Raw genomic sequence first — 20,803 nt, 5'->3', positions numbered from 1 at the left:
TTTATATCGTCAGAAATATTTTTTTCTTTTGAGTTTCATTGACTTTTATGTAGTGATGAAAATCCTATGGGAAGATATTAAAAGTTTGTATCCTCCATCACAGACATCGATCATTTTCATGTAAATTTAAGTCATCAAGTAAATTCCTGACTTTAAATTTCAATAAAATTACGCAAAAACCTACAAAGAGAGTTTGGTTATGTTGCACTCACTTTACTATTCCATCAGCGCTATCCAAGACGAAGCAAGACATTTACTCGAAAGCGGACGACTCACTCGCAGTCAACCAATTCATGCTCTCTGTCGCTTCTTTCGCGATCGCGAATGGTGTCAAATCGAACGAGAATTAGAAGATAACCAGTACCTATTACGCGATCGTATTTGCGATCTAGTTAGCCAAGAATGCTGGCAAAGTGATTAAATACTTATCAAAATCACCCTAAAGTCTCTATCAAAATTCTCTATAAGTAGTTGGGCACAATTAAATATAAAACCCAAAACCTGTGACTTGCGCTCAGCACAAGTCACAGGTTTTGTCTCTAATTTTTAATTACGCACAGCTACTTAGAAAATTAGGAGAGCAAAATCAGAGGGGACTTGGCACTCTCTTATTTTGTCCCCAGCAAACACTAGTCTTTAACAACATAAAAGTTATACAATTTGACAATAGTTAGCCTTATGGTTAGCCATGTAAGCATCAATGGAGGTAATTCAAACCATTGGCGAGTCAGCAAGAGCAAAAAGTGAGTCAAGGCATTAACCTAATTAATCGCCTGAAAAAATTTGTTGACCAATCTGCTAATATGCTGAACTTAGACGAAGATGTGGCAATAGATAGGGGCATGACTCAAATTATTAAGTCGGCGGTAATGGTAATTGGTGGTGGAGAGGATAAAGTCCAAGACCGCAAGATTCTCAAAGCCTTTGTAGAAAACTCAGGTGGCTCCCAAGCACGCATCGCGATCATTCCTTGCGCTTCAAGAGAACCTGATATTATTGGACGAATTTATCATGACATTTTCACTGAACTTGGTGCAAGTGCGGTGGAAGTATTGGATATACGCGAACGTCCTCACGATGACTATCCTGAAGCCGAAGCTCTAGTAGATCGGTTTACGGGAATTTTTATGACTGGTGGCGATCAACTCCGCCTTTGTGGGTTAATCGCTGATACTCCCTTTGCAATCACGATCGCCAAACGGATCGACGAAAAGCGTCTCGTACTGGCTGGTACTAGCGCAGGAGCCGCAGCAATGGGCTATCACATGATTTCAGGTGGCAGCAGTGGCGAATCCCCCCATAAAGAACTGGTCAACATGAGTACGGGCTTGAATATTTTGCCCGAAATCATCGTGGATCAGCACTTTCACAACCGTAACCGCATGGCACGACTGATGACAGCGATCGCCGCGCATCCAGATAAAATTGGCATAGGCATTGATGAAGATACGGTTGCCATTTTTGAACCAAACAATACCATGCGAGTTTTAGGGCGCGGCACTGTCACCGTAGTCGATCCTGGCGAAGTCTCTTATAGTAACCAGCTATGGGTAAGCGGCTCTGCTCCTTTGACAATTCATAACCTACGGGTACATATTCTTGCTGCTGGTTGCAAATATCACCTGCTCAAGCGCATTCCCATTAGCCCATCGGTATAGCCAATCCCTTAATGTGAGTCCTATTTCCCCAAAAAGTAGGGACAAATTGTCCCTACTTTTTTAACGTCAGTTTGGTTTAATACCAAAACACAAAATGGCTACGCCATTTTGTGTTTTGAAAACCCTTACTGGGTTTAGTTTTTAATTCACAAAAGTGTTGCCACACTTTCGTGAATTGGTATAAGCTGGTAAATTTTAAAATCCCCAAAGTAAAAGCCTTGCGTAGCAAGGCTTTTACTTTGGGGATTTTAAAATTATCTCGAACTTACGTTAATTTTTATTTAGTCCAATCTTGGGTTGGTAGATCGCTCGGATCAATAGGAGTATCAACGATTGATTTCAATCCTTCTAAGGTCGAAGGTAGCGATCGCGGATCCATAAACATCACCTTGCTACTGCCACTAGAACCAACAGTTGTAGCCATAGTCAGATAACTTTGCGCTAACAAAAATTGTAAAGCCTCATTGGCTTGGGGATGCCCCTTCATAGATTGCAACAAAACCTGCATCGCTTGAGCCGTCCCCTGAGCCTTTAATACCTGCTCCTGTCGCTCCGCTTCCGCTCGCAAAATCCTTGATTGTTTCTGTCCTTCAGCTTCGAGAATCGCCGCCTTCTGAGAAGCTTCAGCATTAAGCAGTTGGGAGTCTGCTAAGCCCCTAGCTTTGTTAATTGCTGCTTCGCGATCGCCTTCCGAAGTAAGAATGGCAGCGCGTTTTTTACGCTCGGCAGTCATTTGCAGTTCCATCGACTCCTGCACCGCCTTGGCAGGTAAGATATCGCGCAACTCTACCCGCGTTACCTTCACACCCCAAGGTTCGGTGGCATCATCGAGATCACGCAGGAGCAGTTCGTTGATTTTATTTCTCGCCGTAAAGGTTTCATCCAGTTCCAAGCTGCCCAACTCAGAGCGGATCTGGGTCAAAACAATGTTAATAATCGCTTGGCGGAGGTTTTCTACGCGGTAATAGGCTTTTTCCATATCAACAACTCGCCAATAGACCACGGCATCGGCGGTAATCGGCACATTGTCACGAGTGATGCATTGTTGGGCGGGAATATCTAATACTTGTTCTTTGATTGAGCCTTTGTAGCTTACGGTATCAATAAAAGGCAGAATAAAGTGGGGGCCAGCAGGAAGCTTGCGTTTATATTTCCCGAAGGATGCAACTAGGGCTTCTTCGCCTTGGTTGACGATTTTAAAAGATGCACCTCCCATCCCAAAAAATACACCCGCACCAATTACAAAACTCCATAAGTCCATAATGTTTTTCCATTGTTGGTCGAACTCACGTTAATGATAGCTTGATTGATCTTCAGATGTAGATTAAGTGTTCCTTCTAAAGTTGAACAGACTCAAGAGCGGGAGTAACAGTTGGTGTCATAGTTCAAACAATGCGATCGCACTGGCAGCAGGGGACTTTTAAAGATATTTTTTAATTATAGCGATCGCAGCAAATATACTTAGCCTTGATGCGATGTCTTGATGCGATCGCGGGAAATGTTAATCTATTAATATAAATTTACAATTTATCAAACCTTGTTTTTGATAGCTAATTCCTGATGGCTAAATGTGTAATTAATCGCCGCGCTGAGTTTTCTGCTAGTCATCGTTACTGGCTGCCTGAAATCCCCCCAGAGGAGAATCTTGCTAAGTTCGGTGCATGTACTAATTTTCCACCCCACGGTCACAACTATGTCATGTATGTGGGCATGGTAGGAGAGATCGACCACACTGGCATGGTACTAAATCTCTCAGATGTCAAGCACACGATCGCCCGTGAAGTGACAACCCAATTAAATTTCTCCTATCTCAATCAAGCATGGGAAGAATTTCAAGAAACGCTCCCCACCACCGAAAATATTGCCCGTGTAATTTGGCAGCGTTTAGAAGCGCACCTACCATTGGTCAATATTCGCTTATACGAACATCCCGAACTCTGGGCTGATTATCAAGGTAATAATATGCAAGCACATTTAACAATTAGCACTCACTTTTCCGCTGCCCATCGCCTCGCTCTCGACACATTATCCCTAGAAGAAAATACATCAATCTATGGCAAGTGCGCTCGGGTTAACGGTCATGGACATAACTATCATTTAGAAGTAGCCATTGTTGGTGACATCGATCCTCGTACTGGCATGATTGCTGACCTATCCGCCTTTCAAAATGCCATCGATAAATATGTCCTCGAACCGATGGATCATACCTTTCTCAATAAAGATATTCCCTATTTTTCGGAAGTCGTTCCTACTGCCGAAAATATTGCTGTCTATATCCAAAAGTTGCTAACCAAACCAATTCACGAGATTGGTGCAAAACTCCATAGCATTAAACTAATTGAGAGTCCTAATAACTCCTGTGAAGTTTATGGAGAATACCAACTCTCCGACATTGAGCATTCCTTAGAAGAAGTCTTGGCTAAGGCTTCTTAATTTTAGGACTTACGCATTGGATAGGTGTGGCGCGGGCAAAGCCCGCGCCACACCTATCCAATATCCAGTAAACTCCTTAGCTTTGCGTAAGTCCTAAATTTCTAAAGATTAATTTCTAAACCGAAGATGAGCCAAGCTGTGCCTTGGCTTATCTTCGGCAAAAAATTTTTACAAATATCAATCATGTCCGCAGCAAAACAGCATCACCAGCAACCCACGGCAAAGGATGCAGTTCTTGGCGGTCAGATAACACCACCATTGGGAGGAGTTGTATTAGGAGGAATTGCAGGAGTCAAGCAAAGGTTCCATAGTCCTGCGATCGCCTCTAGAATAGCCTCCCTGCGCGAAGCTCTCAAGCATGGGGAAGCGGGATTAAACTTAGTTTTACAAGGCTTACAGGATCATTCGCTCTCCGTCCAACGTACCGCGCTCCTATTGCTTTGGCGCAGACCCGAACCCCATGTCCGTCAAGCCTTAGCCGACTACAGCCAATATCATTTATTCGATATCGTCGATACGCTCCAAGGTCATGCCTCAGCGATAGTTTCCCTTGCCCTGTCAGCCAATGGCAGGATTTTATATAGCGCTGGGGCGGATTTCAGTATTAAAGTTTGGGACTTAGGAACAGATAGAAATCCGCATAAACTGATTGGTTCCATTCGCGGACATAATCATAGGATTACCTCCATTGCCCTGAGTGCTAACGGTCGTCTGTTAGCTAGCGGTAGCCGCGATAAAACGATTAAACTCTGGGATGCACGCTCTGGGAAAGAGCTATTAACCCTAACGGGGCATATCGGCTATGTTAATTCTGTAGCAATTACTCCCGATGGAAAGACCCTAGTGACGGGTAGCCAAGACACCACGATTAAGCTGTGGGATATTAAAACGGGAACCAAAATTCGCACTCTGCGCGGTCATACTAGTCTTGTGGATTCCGTCGCCCTAAGCCCTGATGGCAAAGCGATCGCTAGTTGCAGTTGGGATACTACGATTCGAGTATGGGACTTAGTTTCAGGGAAGCAACGTTGGGAATTTATCGGACATTCGGCAAGGGTGCTCTCCTTTGCCATCAGTCCCGATGGTCGCACCCTCGTCAGTGGTAGTCTCGATACGCGCATCAAGGTCTGGGACTTGCAAACGGGTAAAGCCATCCGAACATTAGAAGGACATTGGGGCTGGGTCAAGTCACTGATTGTCAGTAGGGATGGCAAAACTCTAATCAGCGCTAGCTATAAAGAAATTCGTGTGTGGAACTTAGAAACGGGAGAACCCATTCAAGTGCTCACGGGACATATCAATCTCATTAATGCGATCGCCCTCAGTCGTGACGGACAAACCTTAGTTAGTGGCGGCGAAGATAGCAATATTCATATCTGGAGAGTTCCCTAATCATACCAAAGCACAAAATGGCTACGCCATTTTGTGCTTTGGTATGATTAGGGCATTGAGAAAGGGTTTGCTACGCAAACCCTTTCTCAATGCCCAAAAGTAAAAGCCTTGCTACGCAAGGCTTTTGCTTTTGGGCTTTTAAAATTTGCTAGCTTAACCCGAACTGACGTTAATCAGAGAGTGTCGTACTTTGTACAACACTCTTTGCAGAAGTAGAAGTTTAACTAAGCAGCAACACCTTTAAGTTGCTTTTTGCGTCTAGTTGCACGCCAGCCACCAAATGCACCTGCCAGAAAAATACCAGCGATCGCAGGAGGAACGGGAACTGGTCTTACAGAAACCAAATCGTTGCTACATTCAAATCCTAGGGTTGCCAAAAACTGCTGACCTTGATATTGACTAGGGAGTGTAAACTTAAATCCAAAAGTATTGGGGTTAGCACTGGCTTGGTAGATCGTGCTGGGAAACCCAATGGCAGTAAGATCTGACTGCGTCAGATAGCTGAGGTTACCTCCCGCAAATAGATTCCCCGTAGCAATTTCAAGGGGAAGAGAAGATCCATTATTAATATAGGGAGCAAAATAGGAATCATTGGCGGCTAGATCGCCAGCGGTGGAATTGCCCGCAGCATTGGTATAAGCGTTATAGCTGGAATAGCCATAGTTACTTGCGGCAACACTTTGACCAGTAACACCCGTATAAACACCAACGGTATTAGCACCAAAGTCATTGTTTGGAGCAAACCTCACGCCAACCAACGAACCTTGAGCAGTACTGAAGTTATTCCCAGCCTTTCCATAATTAAAATCTAGAAAAAGAGAGCCGAAGCCGATATTTGTGTTGTTGTAATTAACTCCATATAGAGAATTACTGGAGTTAATTCCTACATAAACATCATTACCTACAACTTTGTAGCCCATGCCATAGATATCCCAACGGCTGTCTGCATTAAATCCCCCCGATCCAGAACCATCATAGGAGTAGTCATCACGGGCATAATTCCAGCCATTGACGATCGTTCCTGCCTGTGCTGGCAGACTGGTGGCGATCGCACCCAAAGAGATTGCTACGACTGAGAGTACCTTTGACAAAACCGACTTATTCATTTCCCTTCCCTAAAACCTGACTAAAACAAAAATATTTCTAATGACGAAGCAAGACTTGTTGGTTAATGCTTTGTTATTTCCTATATTTAGGTTTCTAGATGGTTTTGTCATCTGGGTAAAGTTAGCAAAAAGTTATTTTCGATACTTTTCACTGGTTATCGAATAGTTATATCAGTATAAAGTCTTACTAAATAAAGATTATCTCCCTGTTTTTATCCGCGTAATTTCTGAATCTGTCGTTCGCTCTGTTGCGCCCAAGGAATGTTTTTTTGCTGATTAAAATAAGCCTGCGCTTGAATAAAAGATTGCATCGCATCCTGTTTTTGCCCCGCCTTTACCTGTGCGACCCCAAGGGTATAAAAGGCTTCGGCGTAGTCTTTACGAAACTGCAAAGCATTCCGCAACTGTCCGATCGCATTTTCCGTTTGTCCTTGAATTAATAAAGCGGCTCCTAAATTGTAATAAGCCTCAGCATATTCAGGATTCAATTGCAAAGCCTTGGCATAATAGGCGATCGCTTTGGAGATATTGCCCTGAGTTTGAATTAATAGTCCTAGGTTATAGATCGTTTCAGGGGCTTGGGGATTGAGTTTAAGAGCTTGATTGAGATTCGCGATCGCCCCATTAATATCCTTTTTTTCCTTCAAGGCTAAACCGAGATTATAATAAGCCACCGATAGTTTCGGATCGAGGCTAATCGCCCTTTGTAAGCTAGGAATGGCACGATTGGCATCCCCTGACTGTAACAAGGCTGCGCCCAGATTACTGTAGGCGATCGCAAACTTAGGATCGAGTCTAGTGGCGCGTTGAAAAGAATGAATGGCTTCCTTTAATTTGCCAGCCTGTGCGTAGGCTAAGCCCAGATTGTAATGCGCTACTGTTAGTTCGGGATTTTTCTGAATCGCCGCCCGAAATATAACAATCGCTCCCTCTAAATTACCTAAACGCACATAGGCGTTACCCCTTTCCAAAAGCTGATCGGCCGTTTCATTGGGCGGTACGACGATTTCCTGCTGCACTTGAACTTTTTGCGGTGGCTTAGGACGCAGTTGAGCGATCGCCCCCTCAGCACCACAGATCATAATCACTAAGACCGATGCGAAAACTCCCAAAACTGGTTTCATAATCTTTTCTGGTCTGAATTCTTCATAAAGAATGTTAAATTGAGAAGGCTAAATTGAGTAAGAAATTAGCGATCGTCGTCAAGCCTTGAGCTTCAAAAATAAGCTTTACAAACACAAGCCCTGTAAACATGATTCTCGTTATCGACAATTACGACAGCTTTACCTATAACCTCGTGCAGTACCTTGGAGAATTATTACCCGAATTCCCTGCATTGGGCGAAATTATGGTTAAAAGAAATGACGAAATAACCATCGCCGAAGTCAAACAACTTCAACCCGCAGGAGTCGTAATCTCACCAGGTCCTGGTCGCCCCGAAGAAGCGGGTGTATCTTTAGATATTATTCGTGACATGGCTGCCCATACTCCCATATTAGGGGTATGTCTCGGGCATCAAAGCATGGGATTAATGTATGGAGGAAAGGTCGTCTCGGCTCCCTACTTAATGCATGGCAAGACATCCCAAATTTATCATACGGGAGTCGGTATTTTGGCAGGACTAGCCAACCCATTTACCGCCACTCGTTACCATAGTCTCGTTATCGATCGCCAAAATTGCCCCGATGTCCTTGAGGTTACAGCATGGACTGAAGATGACATAATCATGGGAGTCCGACACAAACAATATCCCCATGTCCAAGGCGTACAATTCCATCCTGAAAGCATCTTGACCGAGATAGGCAAAGACTTATTGAGAAACTTCTTAAAAGGATTGAGCGTCATAACCTGATATTTAAGGTAGGTGGCGCTTTATGCTGCCTACCTTAAATACTGGGCTTTATAAATACTGGGCTTAAGTACCTGATAGTTTCGACTACATATCGCTTTGGGAAAATCCGCACATTTCAAGCACATTTCAAAATACTTACTGAACTAAACAACATGCGCCGCAGACAAATTCTTCGACTCGCCCAAGGTGGACTGATCTCAGCATTTACCGCAGGAATTATTGCTGACGCTGCCAATTCTCAAGCAAATTCAACCCTAAGCCTTCAGTGGTTGGGGCATCTATCATTTTTAATTTCAGGAGATAACGTTAGTTTTTTAACCCATCCATTTCGTCCCGTCGGTTGTACTGCGAAGCTGACCTCTCCCACTGCCAAATCTGACTATATTTTGATTAGTTCGCGCTTACTTGACGAAGGATATTTAGAAAATCTCCCCAATGACAAGCGAGTTTTGTCTGAACCAGGCTCTTACAATCTTAAAGGCATCAATCTTCAGGGAATTACGATGGATCACGATCGCCTTGGGGGGCGTAGATTTGGACGCAATGTGGCATGGCGCTGGAAGCAATCGGGCATCTTTATATTGCATCTAGGTAGCGCCGCCGCTCCCATTAGTGCTTCTCAGCGAATTCTCATGGGTCGTCCTGACGTTTTGATTTTGCCCATAGGTGGCAGCGCTCAAAGCAACGATCCAATGCAAGCTAAAGCCTATTCTCCCAAGGAAGCTCAAGCGATCGTTACCGAACTAAATCCCCGTATAGTTATTCCTGTCTATTACCGTACTGATAAATCCAGTAAGTCTTGCCAGCTAGCTTCTATCGATGAGTTCCTTGCGCTCATGCCCAAGGACAGTATTAAGAAGTTGGAAGGTTCGACCCTAGAGTTAAATGCGAGCAGTCTGCCTCAAAGCACCGTGGTGCGTGTCCTCAATTCCTAAATCACTTCTTTAGCTGCCGCCAGTCTTGTTAGGACAAAATTAAAACCCAAAATAGTGTTGCCGCGCTTCGCGCGGCAACACTATTTTGGGTTTTATGTCCTCATACAGTTGACGGCAGCTATATAGGGACATAAACCCCAAGAATTGATAGGCGGCGCTTCGCGCCGCCTATCAATTCTTGGGGTTTGATTTACGGCGATACTCTTACAATCGTGTTCGTCGTCACTTGACTAAACAACTCGCGAATATCTTCGTTATACATACGGATACAGCCATGGGATGCAGCCGTACCAACTGAGGCGCGATTGGGTGTCCCATGAAAGCCCGACCAATCTTTGCCATCCGTCCAAAAGCCAATCCAGCGATCGCCTAAAGGATTTTCAGGATCTTTGCTAGGAATGACATCTCCCGTAAAGGGATTTTGCCAAGCAGGATATTCAATCGTTTGTAAAACACGATGATTACCTATGGGCGTGCTCCAGCCTTGGCGACCAACGGCGACAGGATAGGTCTTAAGGGCAATTTCTCCATGAAAGGCAGTAACTGTCCGCCGACTAATGCTGACATCAAGGCGCGTCACCTGCATTAGCTCCATATCCCACATGCGGCGATTGGGATCGATCGTATAGAGCGATCGAATTAACGGTACTTTCTTCTGATAGGCAAGAGCTTGATAGATCAGCACTGCCAGTTCACTTTTGGTAATTGCTCCATTGGGAGCAAGGATACGGGGATCGGGATAATTAGTTACTAAGCCTTCCTGAGTAATTGTGGCGATCGCAGGAATGGCATAGTTGGGAATCTCTATAGCGTCGCGAAACATTGATAATAAGTAGGATTGCGGCGTTTTAACGGCATTGCCGTTGAGATTGAGTTGGCTAGCGATCGCGACCAGAGTTTCGGCTTTAGTGGCTGGCTCGTCAAGTCTGGTAGTAATTCTGGATGCACTGCGATTGGCAAAGGCAAGCTCTAAATAATTCGCAAGCTCGGCACGGGTAATGGGGCGATCGGGCTGAAATAAACTAATGCCATCGGCAGTATCAAAGGCTGCACTCAAGTTTGTTTTAGATAGCAGTCCCTCCACAAAGAGGCGCGACCAATGCCTTTGCAAATCCAAAAACAAAAATTGCTTTGAGTTGAATTTATCTGAAGAGCTGATCGTAGATTCAGAAGTGTTTGCCCAGATTGCTGAATTCTGAGTGTCAGAATATAACGCAGTAAAGCCACATATATTTATCGCTATGGCAACATTAACAAATGAAGAGAAAAGACTTTGCTGATTTTGCGATCGCGTTCTCATGGATTCCAATGGCAATAGCTCTTGTTGACTTAATTATCTAAAGTAGCTATGAAGTCTAACACATTGCTTCCCAAAGTCCCTACATGCAATTACAAGTAATCACATTTATGCTGGAGCGTATCCTGATAAAGCTATATAGTGATTACCTTAATGATGATTATTCAAATAGTAATCACTGCCCCCAAAATTGTAAGGCTTACAAAGACTTACAAACAGATAACTAAGGAATGAAAATACGACCCGCCCCTAAATAGTTATCTATATCAAGACCAATTTCTATCAGACAAGCCACACATTTTTCTCGATATACTCTCTCATCAAGTCGATCCACATTACTAATGGTTACAACTGGAAGACTGAGATCCTTATTTCTCTCACGAATTGTCTGCTCTAAAGAAGTTTTCCCCTTCATATTTCTATTAGCAGTAATCAAAATTAAATTATGTCGCTAGTCTAGCTTTCCAAACTTGCAATTTTTCCCATACTTTCCGATTTTCAGGTTTAGGAGAGTGTTTAGTTAGTTGAGCAAATTTCTCTTTATTAATTTCTTCCCAATAATGACGATTTGCATCAGATTCTAACAAAACCAATTGATACTCTGACTCAACCTCTTTACGATGATGTTCAATATAGGCGATCGCTGCGTTGAATTGCTGATCAGTAATGTAAAAAAAATAATTGCGAATCAACTTTACAGGATAGCCAGCATGAACATAATCCATCAAATCATACAGAGTAATCCGAGTACCATTAATAGTAAGTCCTCTTTCTGTACGGATAATATCTGATTTGTCTTGAATAGCTGTCATATTTGCCAATCTTATAAACATTTTAGATATTATAGCTACTAAAAAAATCCCCCACGTCGCCGTGAGGGATTTTTTTAGTTATTAGTTAATTAACTAGCAAGCTAGATTAACCGAAAGCTGTTGTGGTAGACGCAATCAGGAAGGCTGCATAGGTGACAATGTAGCCGATTGTGAAGTGAGCCAAGCCAACCAAACGAGCTTGAACGATGGAGAGAGCCACAGGCTTGTCTTTCCATTGAACCAAACTTGCAAGAGGTGTGCGTTGGTGCGCCCATACAAGGGTTTCGATCAATTCTTGCCAGTAACCACGCCAAGAGATCAAGAACATGAATCCAGTTGCCCAAACTAGGTGTCCGAAGAGGAACATCCAAGCCCAAACAGAGATATTGTTCATGCCATAGGGGTTATAGCCATTGATCAACTGAGCAGAGTTGAGCCATAGGTAGTCACGGAGCCAGCCCATGATGGTGACCGAGGATTCGTTGAACTGAGCAACGTTACCTTGCCATACACCGAGGTGTTTCCAGTGCCAGTAGAAGGTTGTCCAACCGATGGTGTTCAACATCCAGAACATAGCGAGGTAGAAGGAATCCCATGCAGAGATATCGCAAGTACCGCCACGACCAGGACCGTCGCAAGGGAAGCTGTAGCCGAAGTCTTTCTTGTCTGGCATGAGCTTAGATCCACGAGCATCCAAAGCACCCTTAACCAAGATCAAGGTGGTGGTGTGTAGACCTAGAGCGATCGCATGGTGAACTAAGAAGTCGCCAGGACCGATGGGGAGGAACAAGGAATTATCGCCAGCATTGATACCAGCCAACCAACCAGGTAACCAAGCAGCACCAGCGTTAGAAGGGATACTAGAAGCATTGGATAACAATACGTCAAAACCATAAAGAGCTTTACCGTGAGCGGCTTGAATCCACTGAGCGAATACAGGCTCGATCAAGATTTGCTTTTCAGGAGTACCGAAAGCTTGCATTACGTCGTTATGAACGTAGATGCCGAGGGTGTGGAAACCTAAGAAGAGGGATACCCAGCTTAAGTGAGAGATGATCGCTTCCTTGTGCTCAAGCATACGTGCAAGCACGTTGTTCTTATTAGCTTCAGGATCGTAGTCACGAACGAAGAAGATCGCACCGTGAGCAAACGCGCCAACCATCAAGAAACCAGCAATATATTGGTGGTGAGTGTACAGGGCTGCCTGTGTGGTGAAGTCCTTAGCAATGAATGCATAGGAAGGCATCGAGTACATGTGCTGAGCCACCAATGATGTGATTACACCGAGGGAAGCAAGAGCCAAGCCGAGTTGGAAGTGCAAGGAGTTGTTGACGGTGTCATACAAACCTTTGTGACCATCGCCTAGCAAACCACCAAAAGGAGTGCCCTTAGGAGGATTGTGAGCAGCCAAGATCTCCTTGATGCTGTGACCGATACCAAAGTTGGTGCGGTACATGTGACCAGCGATGATGAACAATACTGCGATCGCCAAATGGTGATGAGCAATGTCGGTCAACCAAAGAGATTCGGTTTGAGGATGGAAACCGCCTAAGAAGGTGAGGATTGCAGTACCAGCACCTTGGGAAGAACCAAACACATGACCAGCAGTATCAGGATTCTGAGCATACACACCCCAGTTACCAGTGAAGAAAGGTGCAAGACCCGCTGGGTGAGGAGGAACGCTCAAGAAGTTGTCCCAACCTACGTGAATACCACGGGATTCAGGAATCGCAACGTGAACCATGTGACCAGTCCATGCCAAGGAGCTTGCGCCAAACAAACCAGCCAAGTGGTGATTGAGGCGAGACTCAGCATTCTTGAACCAAGAGAGGCTAGGACGGAAGCTGGGCTGTAGGTGCAACCAACCTGCAAATAGCAGGACAGCAGCGAATACTAGCATCCAGATTGCGCCAGTAAATAGCTCTGCATTGGTACGCATACCGATGGTGTACCACCAGTGGTAAACACCAGAAAGAGCGATATTAACAGGACCAGCAGCGTCGGTTTGAGTAAACGCTTCTACTGCTGCCTTACCAAAGTGAGGATCCCAAATCGCATGGGCGATCGGACGTGTGGTGAGAGGATTTTGAATCCATTGCTCGAAGTTACCCTGCCACGCTACGTGAAACAGGTTGCCAGATGTCCACAGGAAGATGATTGCCAAGTGACCGAAGTGCGAAGCAAAAATCTTTTGGTAAAGACTTTCTTCGGTAACCCCATCGTGACTTTCAAAGTCATTCGCTGTGGCGATCGCATACCAGATCCGACGGGTTGTTGGATCCTGTGCGAGAGCCTGGCTAAACTTAGGAAATTTCGTTGCCATTTTTACTTCAATTTCTCCGTTTAAATTAAGCCAGTTTAGCCAAGTGCACCGTAACGGGCTAGGAAGAATGCCCAAGTTGTGGCAATTCCACCTAAGAGGTAGTGAGCTAGACCCACTGCACGACCTTGAGTAATGCTCAAAGCGCGAGGAGATATAGCAGGAGCAACGTTGAGCTTGTTGTGTGCCCAAACGATTGACTCGATAAGTTCTTGCCAGTAGCCGCGACCGCTGAACAGGAACATGAGGCTGAATGCCCAGATGAAGTGAGCGCCCAAGAAGATCAAACCGTAAGCCGACAATGCCGAACCGTAGGATTGAATTACGTTGGAAGCTTGTGCCCACAAGAAGTCACGCAACCAACCGTTAATGGTCAATGCACTCTGTGCAAAGTTGCCACCAGCCATATTGGTAACAGTGCCGCTTGCATCAACAGTACCGAAGATATCGGACTGCATTTTCCAAGAGAAGTGGAAGATGACAACGGAAATACAGTTGTACATCCAGAAAAGACCTAGGAATACGTGATCCCAAGCCGAAACTTGACATGTGCCGCCACGACCAGGACCGTCGCAAGGGAAGCGGAAACCGAGTTCAGCCTTGTCAGGGATCAAGCGAGAGCTGCGAGCGTAAAGAACGCCTTTAAGCAAGATCAAGACAGTAACGTGAATGGTGAAGGCATGAATATGGTGAACCAAGAAGTCAGCCGTACCAAGAGCCATATGGGCAACAGCAACTTTACCGCCAACAACTAGAGTTTCACCGCCGAAGATAGGGCTAACACTAGAGGTTGCATAGGGAGCAGTTGTACCCGCAGCCGCAGCATGAATACCTTGAATCCAGTTAGCGAAGACGGGCTTCAATTGAATTGCGGTATCGGAGAACATATCTTGAGGACGACCCAATGCACGCATGGTGTCGTTGTGGATGTAAAGACCAAAGCTGTGGAAGCCAAGGAAGATACATACCCAGTTAAGATGAGAAATAATTGCATCGCGATGGCGCAACATGCGATCAAGCAAGTTGTTTACATTCTTAGCAGGATCGTAATCGCGAACCATATAAATGCCTGCGTGAGCAGCCGCGCCACAGATCAAGAAACCACCAATCCACATGTGATGTGTGAATAGAGAAACTTGGGTAGCGTAGTCGGTTGCAATGTAAGGATAAGCAGGCATCGCATACATGTGCTGAGCAACAATAATGCTCAAAGAACCCATCAAAGCCAAGTTAACAGCTAGCTGAGCATGCCAAGAAGAGGTCAAGATTTCGTATAGACCCTTGTGACCTTCACCAGTTAGAGGTCCCTTGTGAGCTTCGAGGATTTCCTTCATGCTGTGACCGATACCAAAGTTGGTGCGGTACATATGTCCAGCAATGATGAAAAGTGTAGCGATCGCAAGGTGATGGTGAGCTTGGTCAGTTAGCCACAGAGATCCAGTTTGAGGATTCAAACCACCCTTAAAGGTCAAGAAGTCAGCATAAGCGCCCCAGTTAAAGGTAAAGAACGGTGTCAAACCTTGTGCAAAGCTAGGGAAAATGTCTGCCATCAATGAAGGATTCAGGATGAACTCATGGGGTGCAGGAATCTGGCTCGCAGGTACGCCCTTATCAAGGTAGTAATTGATAGGAATCGATACGTGGATCTGATGTCCAGCCCAAGAGAGAGAACCCAAACCGAGCAAACCAGCCAAGTGGTGGTTCATCATCGATTCAGCATTCTTGAACCACTCAAGTTTAGGAGCAGCCTTGTGGTAGTGAAACCAACCAGCGAAGAACATCAAACCAGCCATCACCAAACCGCCAATTGCGGTGCAGAGGAGTTGATATTCCGTGGTGATGCCAGATGCTCTCCACAGGTGGAACAAACCAGAAGTGATTTGAATACCTTGAAAACCGCCGCCTACATCGCCGTTCAAGATGTCTTGACCGACAACATTCCAGACCACTTGGGCGCTGGGCTTGATGTTGACTGGATCGGCAAGCCAACCAGTGTAGTTAGAGAACTTTGCTCCGTGGTAATACATACCACTGAGCCAGATAAAGATAATACCAAGATGCCCAAAATGAGCGGAGAAGATCTTACGGGCAGTATCTTCTTCAGTTGTGAAACTGTCAAAGTCATGCACATTGGCATGAAGATCCCAAATCCATGTGGTTGTCTTTGGGCCCTTCTTTAAGGTGCGATCGAAGTGACCAGGTTGTCCCCACTTCTCAAAGGAAGTAGGTACTACATCACGATCAACCGTTACCTTTACCTCTGTGTCTGGCTTTTGAGGAGTCATTGTCATGAAAATTTTCCTCTCTCAGACTGTTAAGACAAAGTAGATTAAACGATTAGGCAAGCTATCTCATAGTGCTGAATCTATGAATGAGATAAGTACTGCTGTACGAGAGTCGCTGTGCCACGATGAGGTAATTATAGGTTTAGGTTTGTATCGCTCCAGATAGTTTGTAACAATTGTTTAGAATGCACCTAATCACCTCAATCCTTTATGCTGCAATAAATTTAAATCTTTAGGCTCAATTTTTCAAATGAATAGCCCCCATTAATTTCTTAACAAAACTTTATTGAAGTAAGTGGGCTTAATTAAATAAAGTGAGTTCGGGATAATTTAAAACTGGCTTTGAGAAAGGGTTTGCTACGCAAACCCTTTCTCAAAGCCCAAAAGTAAAAGCCTTGCTTAGCAAGGCTTTTACTTTTGGGCTGTTAAAATTTGCCAGCTTAACCCGAGCTGACGTTAAATCTAAAACCTGCGGCGCAGCTTGCGCCGCAGGTTTTAGATTTAGCTATTTACGATGCGATCTTGTAATTACTCTAAAGGTTGAAGAACCTTCAAAATTGTTGGGGCTAAGATAGGCTTGCAAAGGTAGCTATTTGTAAATAGCTCTAAGGAGGACATTATGCCTAATGATTTGCCCAAAAGTTTTCTCGATCAGTTACGGGAAATAACGGTCGTTGTCGCTGATACTGGCGATATCCATGCCATTGAAATGGTTAAACCTCAAGATGCAACCACCAATCCATCTTTGATCACAGCTGCGGCTCAAATGCCCCAGTATCAGGAAATTGTCGATGAAACTCTGCGAGAAGCGAGAAAAGATCTTGGTAAAGATGCCATGCCTGCACAGGTTGTTTCCTTAGCTTTCGATCGCTTAGCGATCTCCTTCGGCATGAAAATTTTGCAAATTATTCCTGGTCGCGTTTCCACAGAGGTAGATGCAAGGCTGTCCTACGATACCGAAGCAACCTTGGAAAAAGCCCATTATTTAATTTCGCAATACGAAGCGCATGGCATTTCTCGCGATCGCGTATTAATTAAAATTGCCGCTACTTGGGAAGGTATCAAGGCAGCAGAATTACTCGAAAAAGAAGGCATTCATTGCAACTTGACCTTACTATTTGGACTGCATCAAGCGATCGCCTGTGCAGAAGCGGGCGTAAAACTAATTTCGCCTTTTGTCGGACGCATTCTCGACTGGCACAAAAAAGATACTGGTCGCGATAGCTATCCAGCTAATGAAGATCCAGGCGTATTGTCAGTATCGAGAATTTATAACTACTATAAAAAGTTTGGTTATAAAACTGAAATCATGGGCGCAAGCTTCCGCAATATGGGAGAAATTGTCGAGTTGGCTGGTTGCGATCTGTTAACTATTTCGCCCGCCCTACTCGACGAATTGCAACATACAGAAGGCGAACTAGTACGCAAACTCGATCCCGAAATCGCAGCCCAGTCAGATATCGCCGCCATTCCTATGGATAAAGCCACTTTTGATGCTATGCATGCTAGCGATCGCATGGCTTCCGAGAAACTTGACGAAGGGATCAAAGGCTTCTCGAAAGCCCTCGTCACCCTAGAAGAGCTACTAAAAGACCGTCTCGCCAAACTCGAAGCACCCGCCTTGGCAGCAGTGTAGTTTTTGGTACTTGCCAAAGCCCAAAAGATAAGTGGCAGCGCGAAGCGCCGCCACTTATCTTTTGGGCTTTATCTTTAAAATTGCGCCTAGCTACTTATTGCTATACTGCCAATATGTCGCCACAACTACCGCCAGATTCCTTCGCCCCTAAAAAAAGCAGAGTTTACCAAGCTCTGATAGAGCAGTTCGATTTACTACTTCGCGCCAAATATCCCCTCCTATATATAGTTACGGCGGAAGAGGAACCTGTTGAAGAAATTCTTACTGAAGTAGCATTACAATCTAACCCTAGTCGCAAGATCTTGTTCTGGGACATTGCTATGGGTTGGAGTGATAATAGAGCCGACAAAGGCTCGGTAATGGCAGCTTTATCAAGAATTAGTCAGCGCGACAAAGTAACAAAGGAAAGCGATAACGTTTTATATGTGCTGAGGGATTTACACCCGATCCTCAAATATCCCCATCACGAACGTAATATTTCTATTATTCGCGAACTCAAAAATTTAGCACGAGATCTCAAACTAGATCGCCGTACCATTGCTATTACTAGCCATGTTCTAGAGATCCCGCCCGAACTGACTGAAGAAATTACAGCAATCGATTTTCCTCTGCCCGCCGTTACGGAAATCGAATATTTAATCAAACAAAAAATTTCACCCAATAAATTACATTTATCCCAATTAGCATTAGAGCAATTGGTCAAGGCTTGCCAAGGTTTAAGCCGTACGCGAATTCAAAGGGTTTTAGCCAAGGCGATCGCCGAAAAAGAACAGGTGAACGACTCCGACATCGATGCCGTACTTGCCGAAAAGCAGCAAGCGATCAGACAGACAGGGATTTTAGAATTTTTTACGGTTAATGAATCCCTTAAAAATGTTGGTGGCTTAGACAACCTTAAGCAATGGGTGCGGATTCGACGCGATGCCTTTACCGAAGAAGCAAAGCGCTATGGCATCCCCACGCCTAAGGGCGTATTACTAGTCGGCATTCAGGGCACTGGCAAATCGCTATCGGCAAAAACGATCGCCAATGAATGGCGCTTACCGCTATTGAGGCTAGATATCGGGCGCTTATTTGGTAGCTATGTGGGAGAGAGTGAGAGCCGAATGCGGCAAATGATCCAACTTGCTGAGGCAACTGCCCCCTGTGTCCTTTGGATCGATGAAATTGACAAGGCTTTTGGGAATCTCAATGGTTCGGGGGATGGAGATGCTGGAGCAAGTAGGCGAGTATTAGGAACGCTCATCACTTGGATGCAAGAAAAAACTTCCCCCGTATTTATTGTTGCTACAGCAAATAATGTCCGCATTCTGCCCGCCGAACTATTACGGAAAGGAAGATTTGACGAGATTTTCTTTTTAAATTTACCGACCGAGTCCGAACGCCAAGAGATCTTTAAAGTCCATTTACAGAAATTACGCCCTAATCGGATGCGGGAGTTCGATCTATTGCTATTAGCGCGACATACCAAAAATTTTAGTGGCGCAGAGATCGAACAGGTAATCCTCGACGGCATCCATCGCGCCTTTGGTCGTGGTAGCACTGGCAAGCGCGAAGACTTTACCACTGAGGATATTATTAGCGCGATCGAAGAGACCGTTCCCCTAGCAGCGATCGCTTCGCAGCAGATTGAATCTCTAAAACAATGGGCGGCTGAGTCGGGAGCACGCACAGCATCTAACGACGAGCAATTACTTCAAGAATTGCGAAAATTTGCTATTAATTTAGAGTGAATATAAACAACCATGTCCCACTTCACGACAATCGCCATCGAAATCAAAAATGGAGACTTGCTGGAAAAATCACTGCAAGAACTGGGATATCCCGTCAAACGCGATACTTTGGTACGTGGATACCTCGGTAATAGCACCCATGCCGAGTACGTGATCCCCATGCCCAACGCCTATGATATTGGTTTTCGCAAACTAGGCGATCGCTACGAACTAATTGCCGATATGTGGGGCGTAGCAACGAATGTGGAAGAATTATTGGGCGCAATCACCCAGCAATATGCAACTAACAAGGTTTTACAAAGCGCAGCGCAACAAGGATTTGCAGTTGAGCAACAAGAAATTCTGGAAGATGGCACGATTAGAATCGTGATCGGACGCTGGAGTTAGGGTTTGCTATTAGTTAAAGTACTTGTGGCTTCGACTCCACTTAATCAAAGTTAGCGGATCAAAGTTAGCGGAGCGGAATTGAAACTAGTCAGAATTGCGGAATAAAGTTAAAACTGGGACACATGCTCCAATACATGAGGCGATCGCGCCAATGCCTGAAAAGATATGAGGAGCTTGAACATATTTGATAACTTCGTCTGTAGCGAGGGGCAAGGTTGCGAGCAGCACACACGACACACCTAAGCGAACTGCTAATTGATGAATCATGATTAATACTTGAATTCTACTGAATACTTCAATACGAGATAACTCACACTAGGTTGACTGGTGGGGATCGTCATCTATAAATAGAGTGAGATATCTCAATCGAACAGTTAAATAGATGTCAATTTCTGTTAAGAAAAATATTAAGACTCCAGCAATGTAATACCAAAACACAAAATGGCTACGCCATTTTGTGTTTTGAAAACCCTTACTGGGCTTGGTTTTTAATTCACAAAAGTGTTGTCGCACTTTCGTGAATTGGTATAAGGTTCGCTTAGAACATAAAATCTAAAAGATGAGTGGTGATGCAAAGCATCACCACTCATCTTTTAGGTTTTGCATTGTCTTGCGATTGGGAAATTAGCAAATCTAGAACTTCTCAAATCATCGCTAAACCGAAGATAACCTTGCAAGAAGATTCAAACTTACCGCCATAAATTCATCTAAATAGAAAAGGATAGGAAGTGCTAAGCACTTCCTATCCTTTTCTATTTAGGTTTATGTATAGCTATATTCACTTAAGTCGGGACATCAAACCCAATAGAGAGTTGCGGCGCGAAGCGCCGCAACTCTCTATTGGGTTTGATTTGAGAATAAAAGCACTATTCTATAGATTTTCTAGAACTGCTAATCCTTGAAATTTTGGTTTCGCAAAATAATAACCTTGAAAAAGATCGATTCCAAAGGATTGCA

General features: G+C 44.5%; 17 protein-coding genes and 1 pseudogene. 9 read left to right on the top strand and 9 right to left on the bottom strand.

What is annotated here, in order from left to right; all coding sequences use genetic code 11:
* Positions 1 to 199 precede the first annotated feature (199 nt).
* Both AC805_RS12385 and AC805_RS12380 read left to right on the top strand, forming a co-directional pair.
* Positions 200 to 421, top strand: coding sequence for a DUF4327 family protein (locus AC805_RS12385; RefSeq protein WP_009629702.1), 222 nt, complete (start codon positions 200 to 202; stop codon positions 419 to 421).
* A gap of 382 nt (positions 422 to 803) precedes the next feature.
* A complete protein-coding gene (locus AC805_RS12380; protein WP_040690378.1) occupies positions 804 to 1,658 on the top strand; it encodes a cyanophycinase in 855 nt (284 codons plus the stop codon).
* A gap of 277 nt (positions 1,659 to 1,935) precedes the next feature.
* On the opposite strand, the gene AC805_RS12375 is transcribed toward AC805_RS12380, so the two are convergent.
* The gene (locus AC805_RS12375; protein ID WP_009625572.1) at positions 1,936 to 2,919 is read right to left on the bottom strand and encodes an SPFH domain-containing protein; all 984 of its coding nucleotides are present in this window, start codon (positions 2,917 to 2,919) and stop codon (positions 1,936 to 1,938) included.
* Between the two features lie 299 nt (positions 2,920 to 3,218).
* Between AC805_RS12375 and AC805_RS12370 the strand changes: the two genes are divergently transcribed.
* Positions 3,219 to 4,091 carry a 6-carboxytetrahydropterin synthase gene (locus tag AC805_RS12370; protein WP_055075724.1) on the top strand — a complete coding sequence of 291 codons (873 nt, stop codon included), beginning with the start codon at positions 3,219 to 3,221 and terminating at the stop codon, positions 4,089 to 4,091.
* Between the two features lie 183 nt (positions 4,092 to 4,274).
* Positions 4,275 to 5,483 carry a WD40 repeat domain-containing protein gene (locus tag AC805_RS12365; protein ID WP_072143606.1) on the top strand — a complete coding sequence of 403 codons (1,209 nt, stop codon included), beginning with the start codon at positions 4,275 to 4,277 and terminating at the stop codon, positions 5,481 to 5,483.
* Between the two features lie 224 nt (positions 5,484 to 5,707).
* Here AC805_RS12365 and AC805_RS12360 read toward each other — a convergent pair whose 3' ends face one another.
* Both AC805_RS12360 and AC805_RS12355 read right to left on the bottom strand, forming a co-directional pair.
* On the bottom strand, positions 5,708 to 6,589 hold the full coding sequence (locus AC805_RS12360; protein WP_055075722.1) for an XDD3 family exosortase-dependent surface protein: 882 nt from the start codon (positions 6,587 to 6,589) through the stop codon (positions 5,708 to 5,710).
* Positions 6,590 to 6,801: 212 nt separating this feature from the next.
* Positions 6,802 to 7,713, bottom strand: coding sequence for a lipopolysaccharide assembly protein LapB (locus tag AC805_RS12355; protein ID WP_055075721.1), 912 nt, complete (start codon positions 7,711 to 7,713; stop codon positions 6,802 to 6,804).
* A gap of 128 nt (positions 7,714 to 7,841) precedes the next feature.
* Between AC805_RS12355 and AC805_RS12350 the strand changes: the two genes are divergently transcribed.
* Both AC805_RS12350 and AC805_RS12345 read left to right on the top strand, forming a co-directional pair.
* A complete protein-coding gene (locus AC805_RS12350) occupies positions 7,842 to 8,441 on the top strand; it encodes an aminodeoxychorismate/anthranilate synthase component II (protein ID WP_055075720.1) in 600 nt (199 codons plus the stop codon).
* A 152-nt stretch (positions 8,442 to 8,593) separates the two neighbouring features.
* On the top strand, positions 8,594 to 9,376 hold the full coding sequence (locus AC805_RS12345; protein ID WP_055075719.1) for an MBL fold metallo-hydrolase: 783 nt from the start codon (positions 8,594 to 8,596) through the stop codon (positions 9,374 to 9,376).
* Between the two features lie 190 nt (positions 9,377 to 9,566).
* Here the strand turns inward: AC805_RS12345 and AC805_RS12340 are convergent, their stop codons facing one another.
* The 5 genes and pseudogenes from AC805_RS12340 to psaA form a co-directional block, all read right to left on the bottom strand.
* Positions 9,567 to 10,676 carry a L,D-transpeptidase family protein gene (locus AC805_RS12340; protein ID WP_055075718.1) on the bottom strand — a complete coding sequence of 370 codons (1,110 nt, stop codon included), beginning with the start codon at positions 10,674 to 10,676 and terminating at the stop codon, positions 9,567 to 9,569.
* Between the two features lie 220 nt (positions 10,677 to 10,896).
* Positions 10,897 to 11,121, bottom strand: a pseudogene (locus tag AC805_RS12335) (ACP S-malonyltransferase); the annotation flags it as partial.
* Positions 11,117 to 11,485: a DUF433 domain-containing protein gene (locus AC805_RS12330; protein ID WP_055075716.1), complete on the bottom strand. Its 369-nt coding sequence runs from the start codon at positions 11,483 to 11,485 to the stop codon at positions 11,117 to 11,119. The pseudogene AC805_RS12335 and the gene AC805_RS12330, both read right to left, overlap by 5 nt.
* Before the next feature lie 106 nt (positions 11,486 to 11,591).
* A complete protein-coding gene (gene psaB, locus AC805_RS12325) occupies positions 11,592 to 13,808 on the bottom strand; it encodes a photosystem I core protein PsaB (RefSeq protein ID WP_055075715.1) in 2,217 nt (738 codons plus the stop codon).
* A gap of 35 nt (positions 13,809 to 13,843) precedes the next feature.
* Positions 13,844 to 16,096, bottom strand: coding sequence for a photosystem I core protein PsaA (gene psaA, locus AC805_RS12320; RefSeq protein WP_009625583.1), 2,253 nt, complete (start codon positions 16,094 to 16,096; stop codon positions 13,844 to 13,846).
* Between the two features lie 625 nt (positions 16,097 to 16,721).
* Here psaA and AC805_RS12315 point away from each other — a divergent pair.
* The 3 genes from AC805_RS12315 (at position 16,722) to AC805_RS12305 (ending at position 19,846) form a co-directional block, all read left to right on the top strand.
* Entirely contained in the window at positions 16,722 to 17,726 is a 1,005-nt protein-coding gene (locus AC805_RS12315; RefSeq protein WP_055075725.1) for a transaldolase, read from the top strand.
* A gap of 113 nt (positions 17,727 to 17,839) precedes the next feature.
* The gene (locus tag AC805_RS12310; protein WP_055075714.1) at positions 17,840 to 19,459 is read left to right on the top strand and encodes an AAA family ATPase; all 1,620 of its coding nucleotides are present in this window, start codon (positions 17,840 to 17,842) and stop codon (positions 19,457 to 19,459) included.
* A 12-nt stretch (positions 19,460 to 19,471) separates the two neighbouring features.
* Complete coding sequence (locus AC805_RS12305; protein ID WP_055075713.1) at positions 19,472 to 19,846, top strand: DUF1257 domain-containing protein; 375 nt, start codon at positions 19,472 to 19,474, stop codon at positions 19,844 to 19,846.
* A gap of 84 nt (positions 19,847 to 19,930) precedes the next feature.
* Here AC805_RS12305 and AC805_RS12300 read toward each other — a convergent pair whose 3' ends face one another.
* Complete coding sequence (locus tag AC805_RS12300) at positions 19,931 to 20,113, bottom strand: hypothetical protein (protein WP_009629122.1); 183 nt, start codon at positions 20,111 to 20,113, stop codon at positions 19,931 to 19,933.
* Positions 20,114 to 20,803 lie beyond the last annotated feature (690 nt).

The organism is Pseudanabaena sp. 'Roaring Creek' (genome assembly GCF_001402795.1).
GTDB lineage: Bacteria > Cyanobacteriota > Cyanobacteriia > Pseudanabaenales > Pseudanabaenaceae > Pseudanabaena.
The sequence above is the reverse complement of the archived record's forward strand: the minus strand, read 5'-3'. Positions and strand labels throughout refer to the sequence as shown.

Excerpts from the sequence above, each read along its gene's own strand:
- AC805_RS12385 (WP_009629702.1), top strand. The coding sequence starts at position 200 with ATGTTGCACTCACTTTACTATTCCATCAGCGCTATCCAAGACGAAGCA.
- AC805_RS12380 (WP_040690378.1), top strand. The coding sequence starts at position 804 with ATGCTGAACTTAGACGAAGATGTGGCAATAGATAGGGGCATGACTCAA.
- AC805_RS12375 (WP_009625572.1), bottom strand. The coding sequence starts at position 2,919 with ATGGACTTATGGAGTTTTGTAATTGGTGCGGGTGTATTTTTTGGGATG.
- AC805_RS12370 (WP_055075724.1), top strand. The coding sequence starts at position 3,219 with ATGGCTAAATGTGTAATTAATCGCCGCGCTGAGTTTTCTGCTAGTCAT.
- AC805_RS12365 (WP_072143606.1), top strand. The coding sequence starts at position 4,275 with ATGTCCGCAGCAAAACAGCATCACCAGCAACCCACGGCAAAGGATGCA.
- AC805_RS12360 (WP_055075722.1), bottom strand. The coding sequence starts at position 6,589 with ATGAATAAGTCGGTTTTGTCAAAGGTACTCTCAGTCGTAGCAATCTCT.
- AC805_RS12355 (WP_055075721.1), bottom strand. The coding sequence starts at position 7,713 with ATGAAACCAGTTTTGGGAGTTTTCGCATCGGTCTTAGTGATTATGATC.
- AC805_RS12350 (WP_055075720.1), top strand. The coding sequence starts at position 7,842 with ATGATTCTCGTTATCGACAATTACGACAGCTTTACCTATAACCTCGTG.
- AC805_RS12345 (WP_055075719.1), top strand. The coding sequence starts at position 8,594 with ATGCGCCGCAGACAAATTCTTCGACTCGCCCAAGGTGGACTGATCTCA.
- AC805_RS12340 (WP_055075718.1), bottom strand. The coding sequence starts at position 10,676 with ATGAGAACGCGATCGCAAAATCAGCAAAGTCTTTTCTCTTCATTTGTT.
- AC805_RS12330 (WP_055075716.1), bottom strand. The coding sequence starts at position 11,485 with ATGACAGCTATTCAAGACAAATCAGATATTATCCGTACAGAAAGAGGA.
- psaB (WP_055075715.1), bottom strand. The coding sequence starts at position 13,808 with ATGGCAACGAAATTTCCTAAGTTTAGCCAGGCTCTCGCACAGGATCCA.
- psaA (WP_009625583.1), bottom strand. The coding sequence starts at position 16,096 with ATGACAATGACTCCTCAAAAGCCAGACACAGAGGTAAAGGTAACGGTT.
- AC805_RS12310 (WP_055075714.1), top strand. The coding sequence starts at position 17,840 with ATGTCGCCACAACTACCGCCAGATTCCTTCGCCCCTAAAAAAAGCAGA.
- AC805_RS12305 (WP_055075713.1), top strand. The coding sequence starts at position 19,472 with ATGTCCCACTTCACGACAATCGCCATCGAAATCAAAAATGGAGACTTG.
- AC805_RS12300 (WP_009629122.1), bottom strand. The coding sequence starts at position 20,113 with ATGATTCATCAATTAGCAGTTCGCTTAGGTGTGTCGTGTGTGCTGCTC.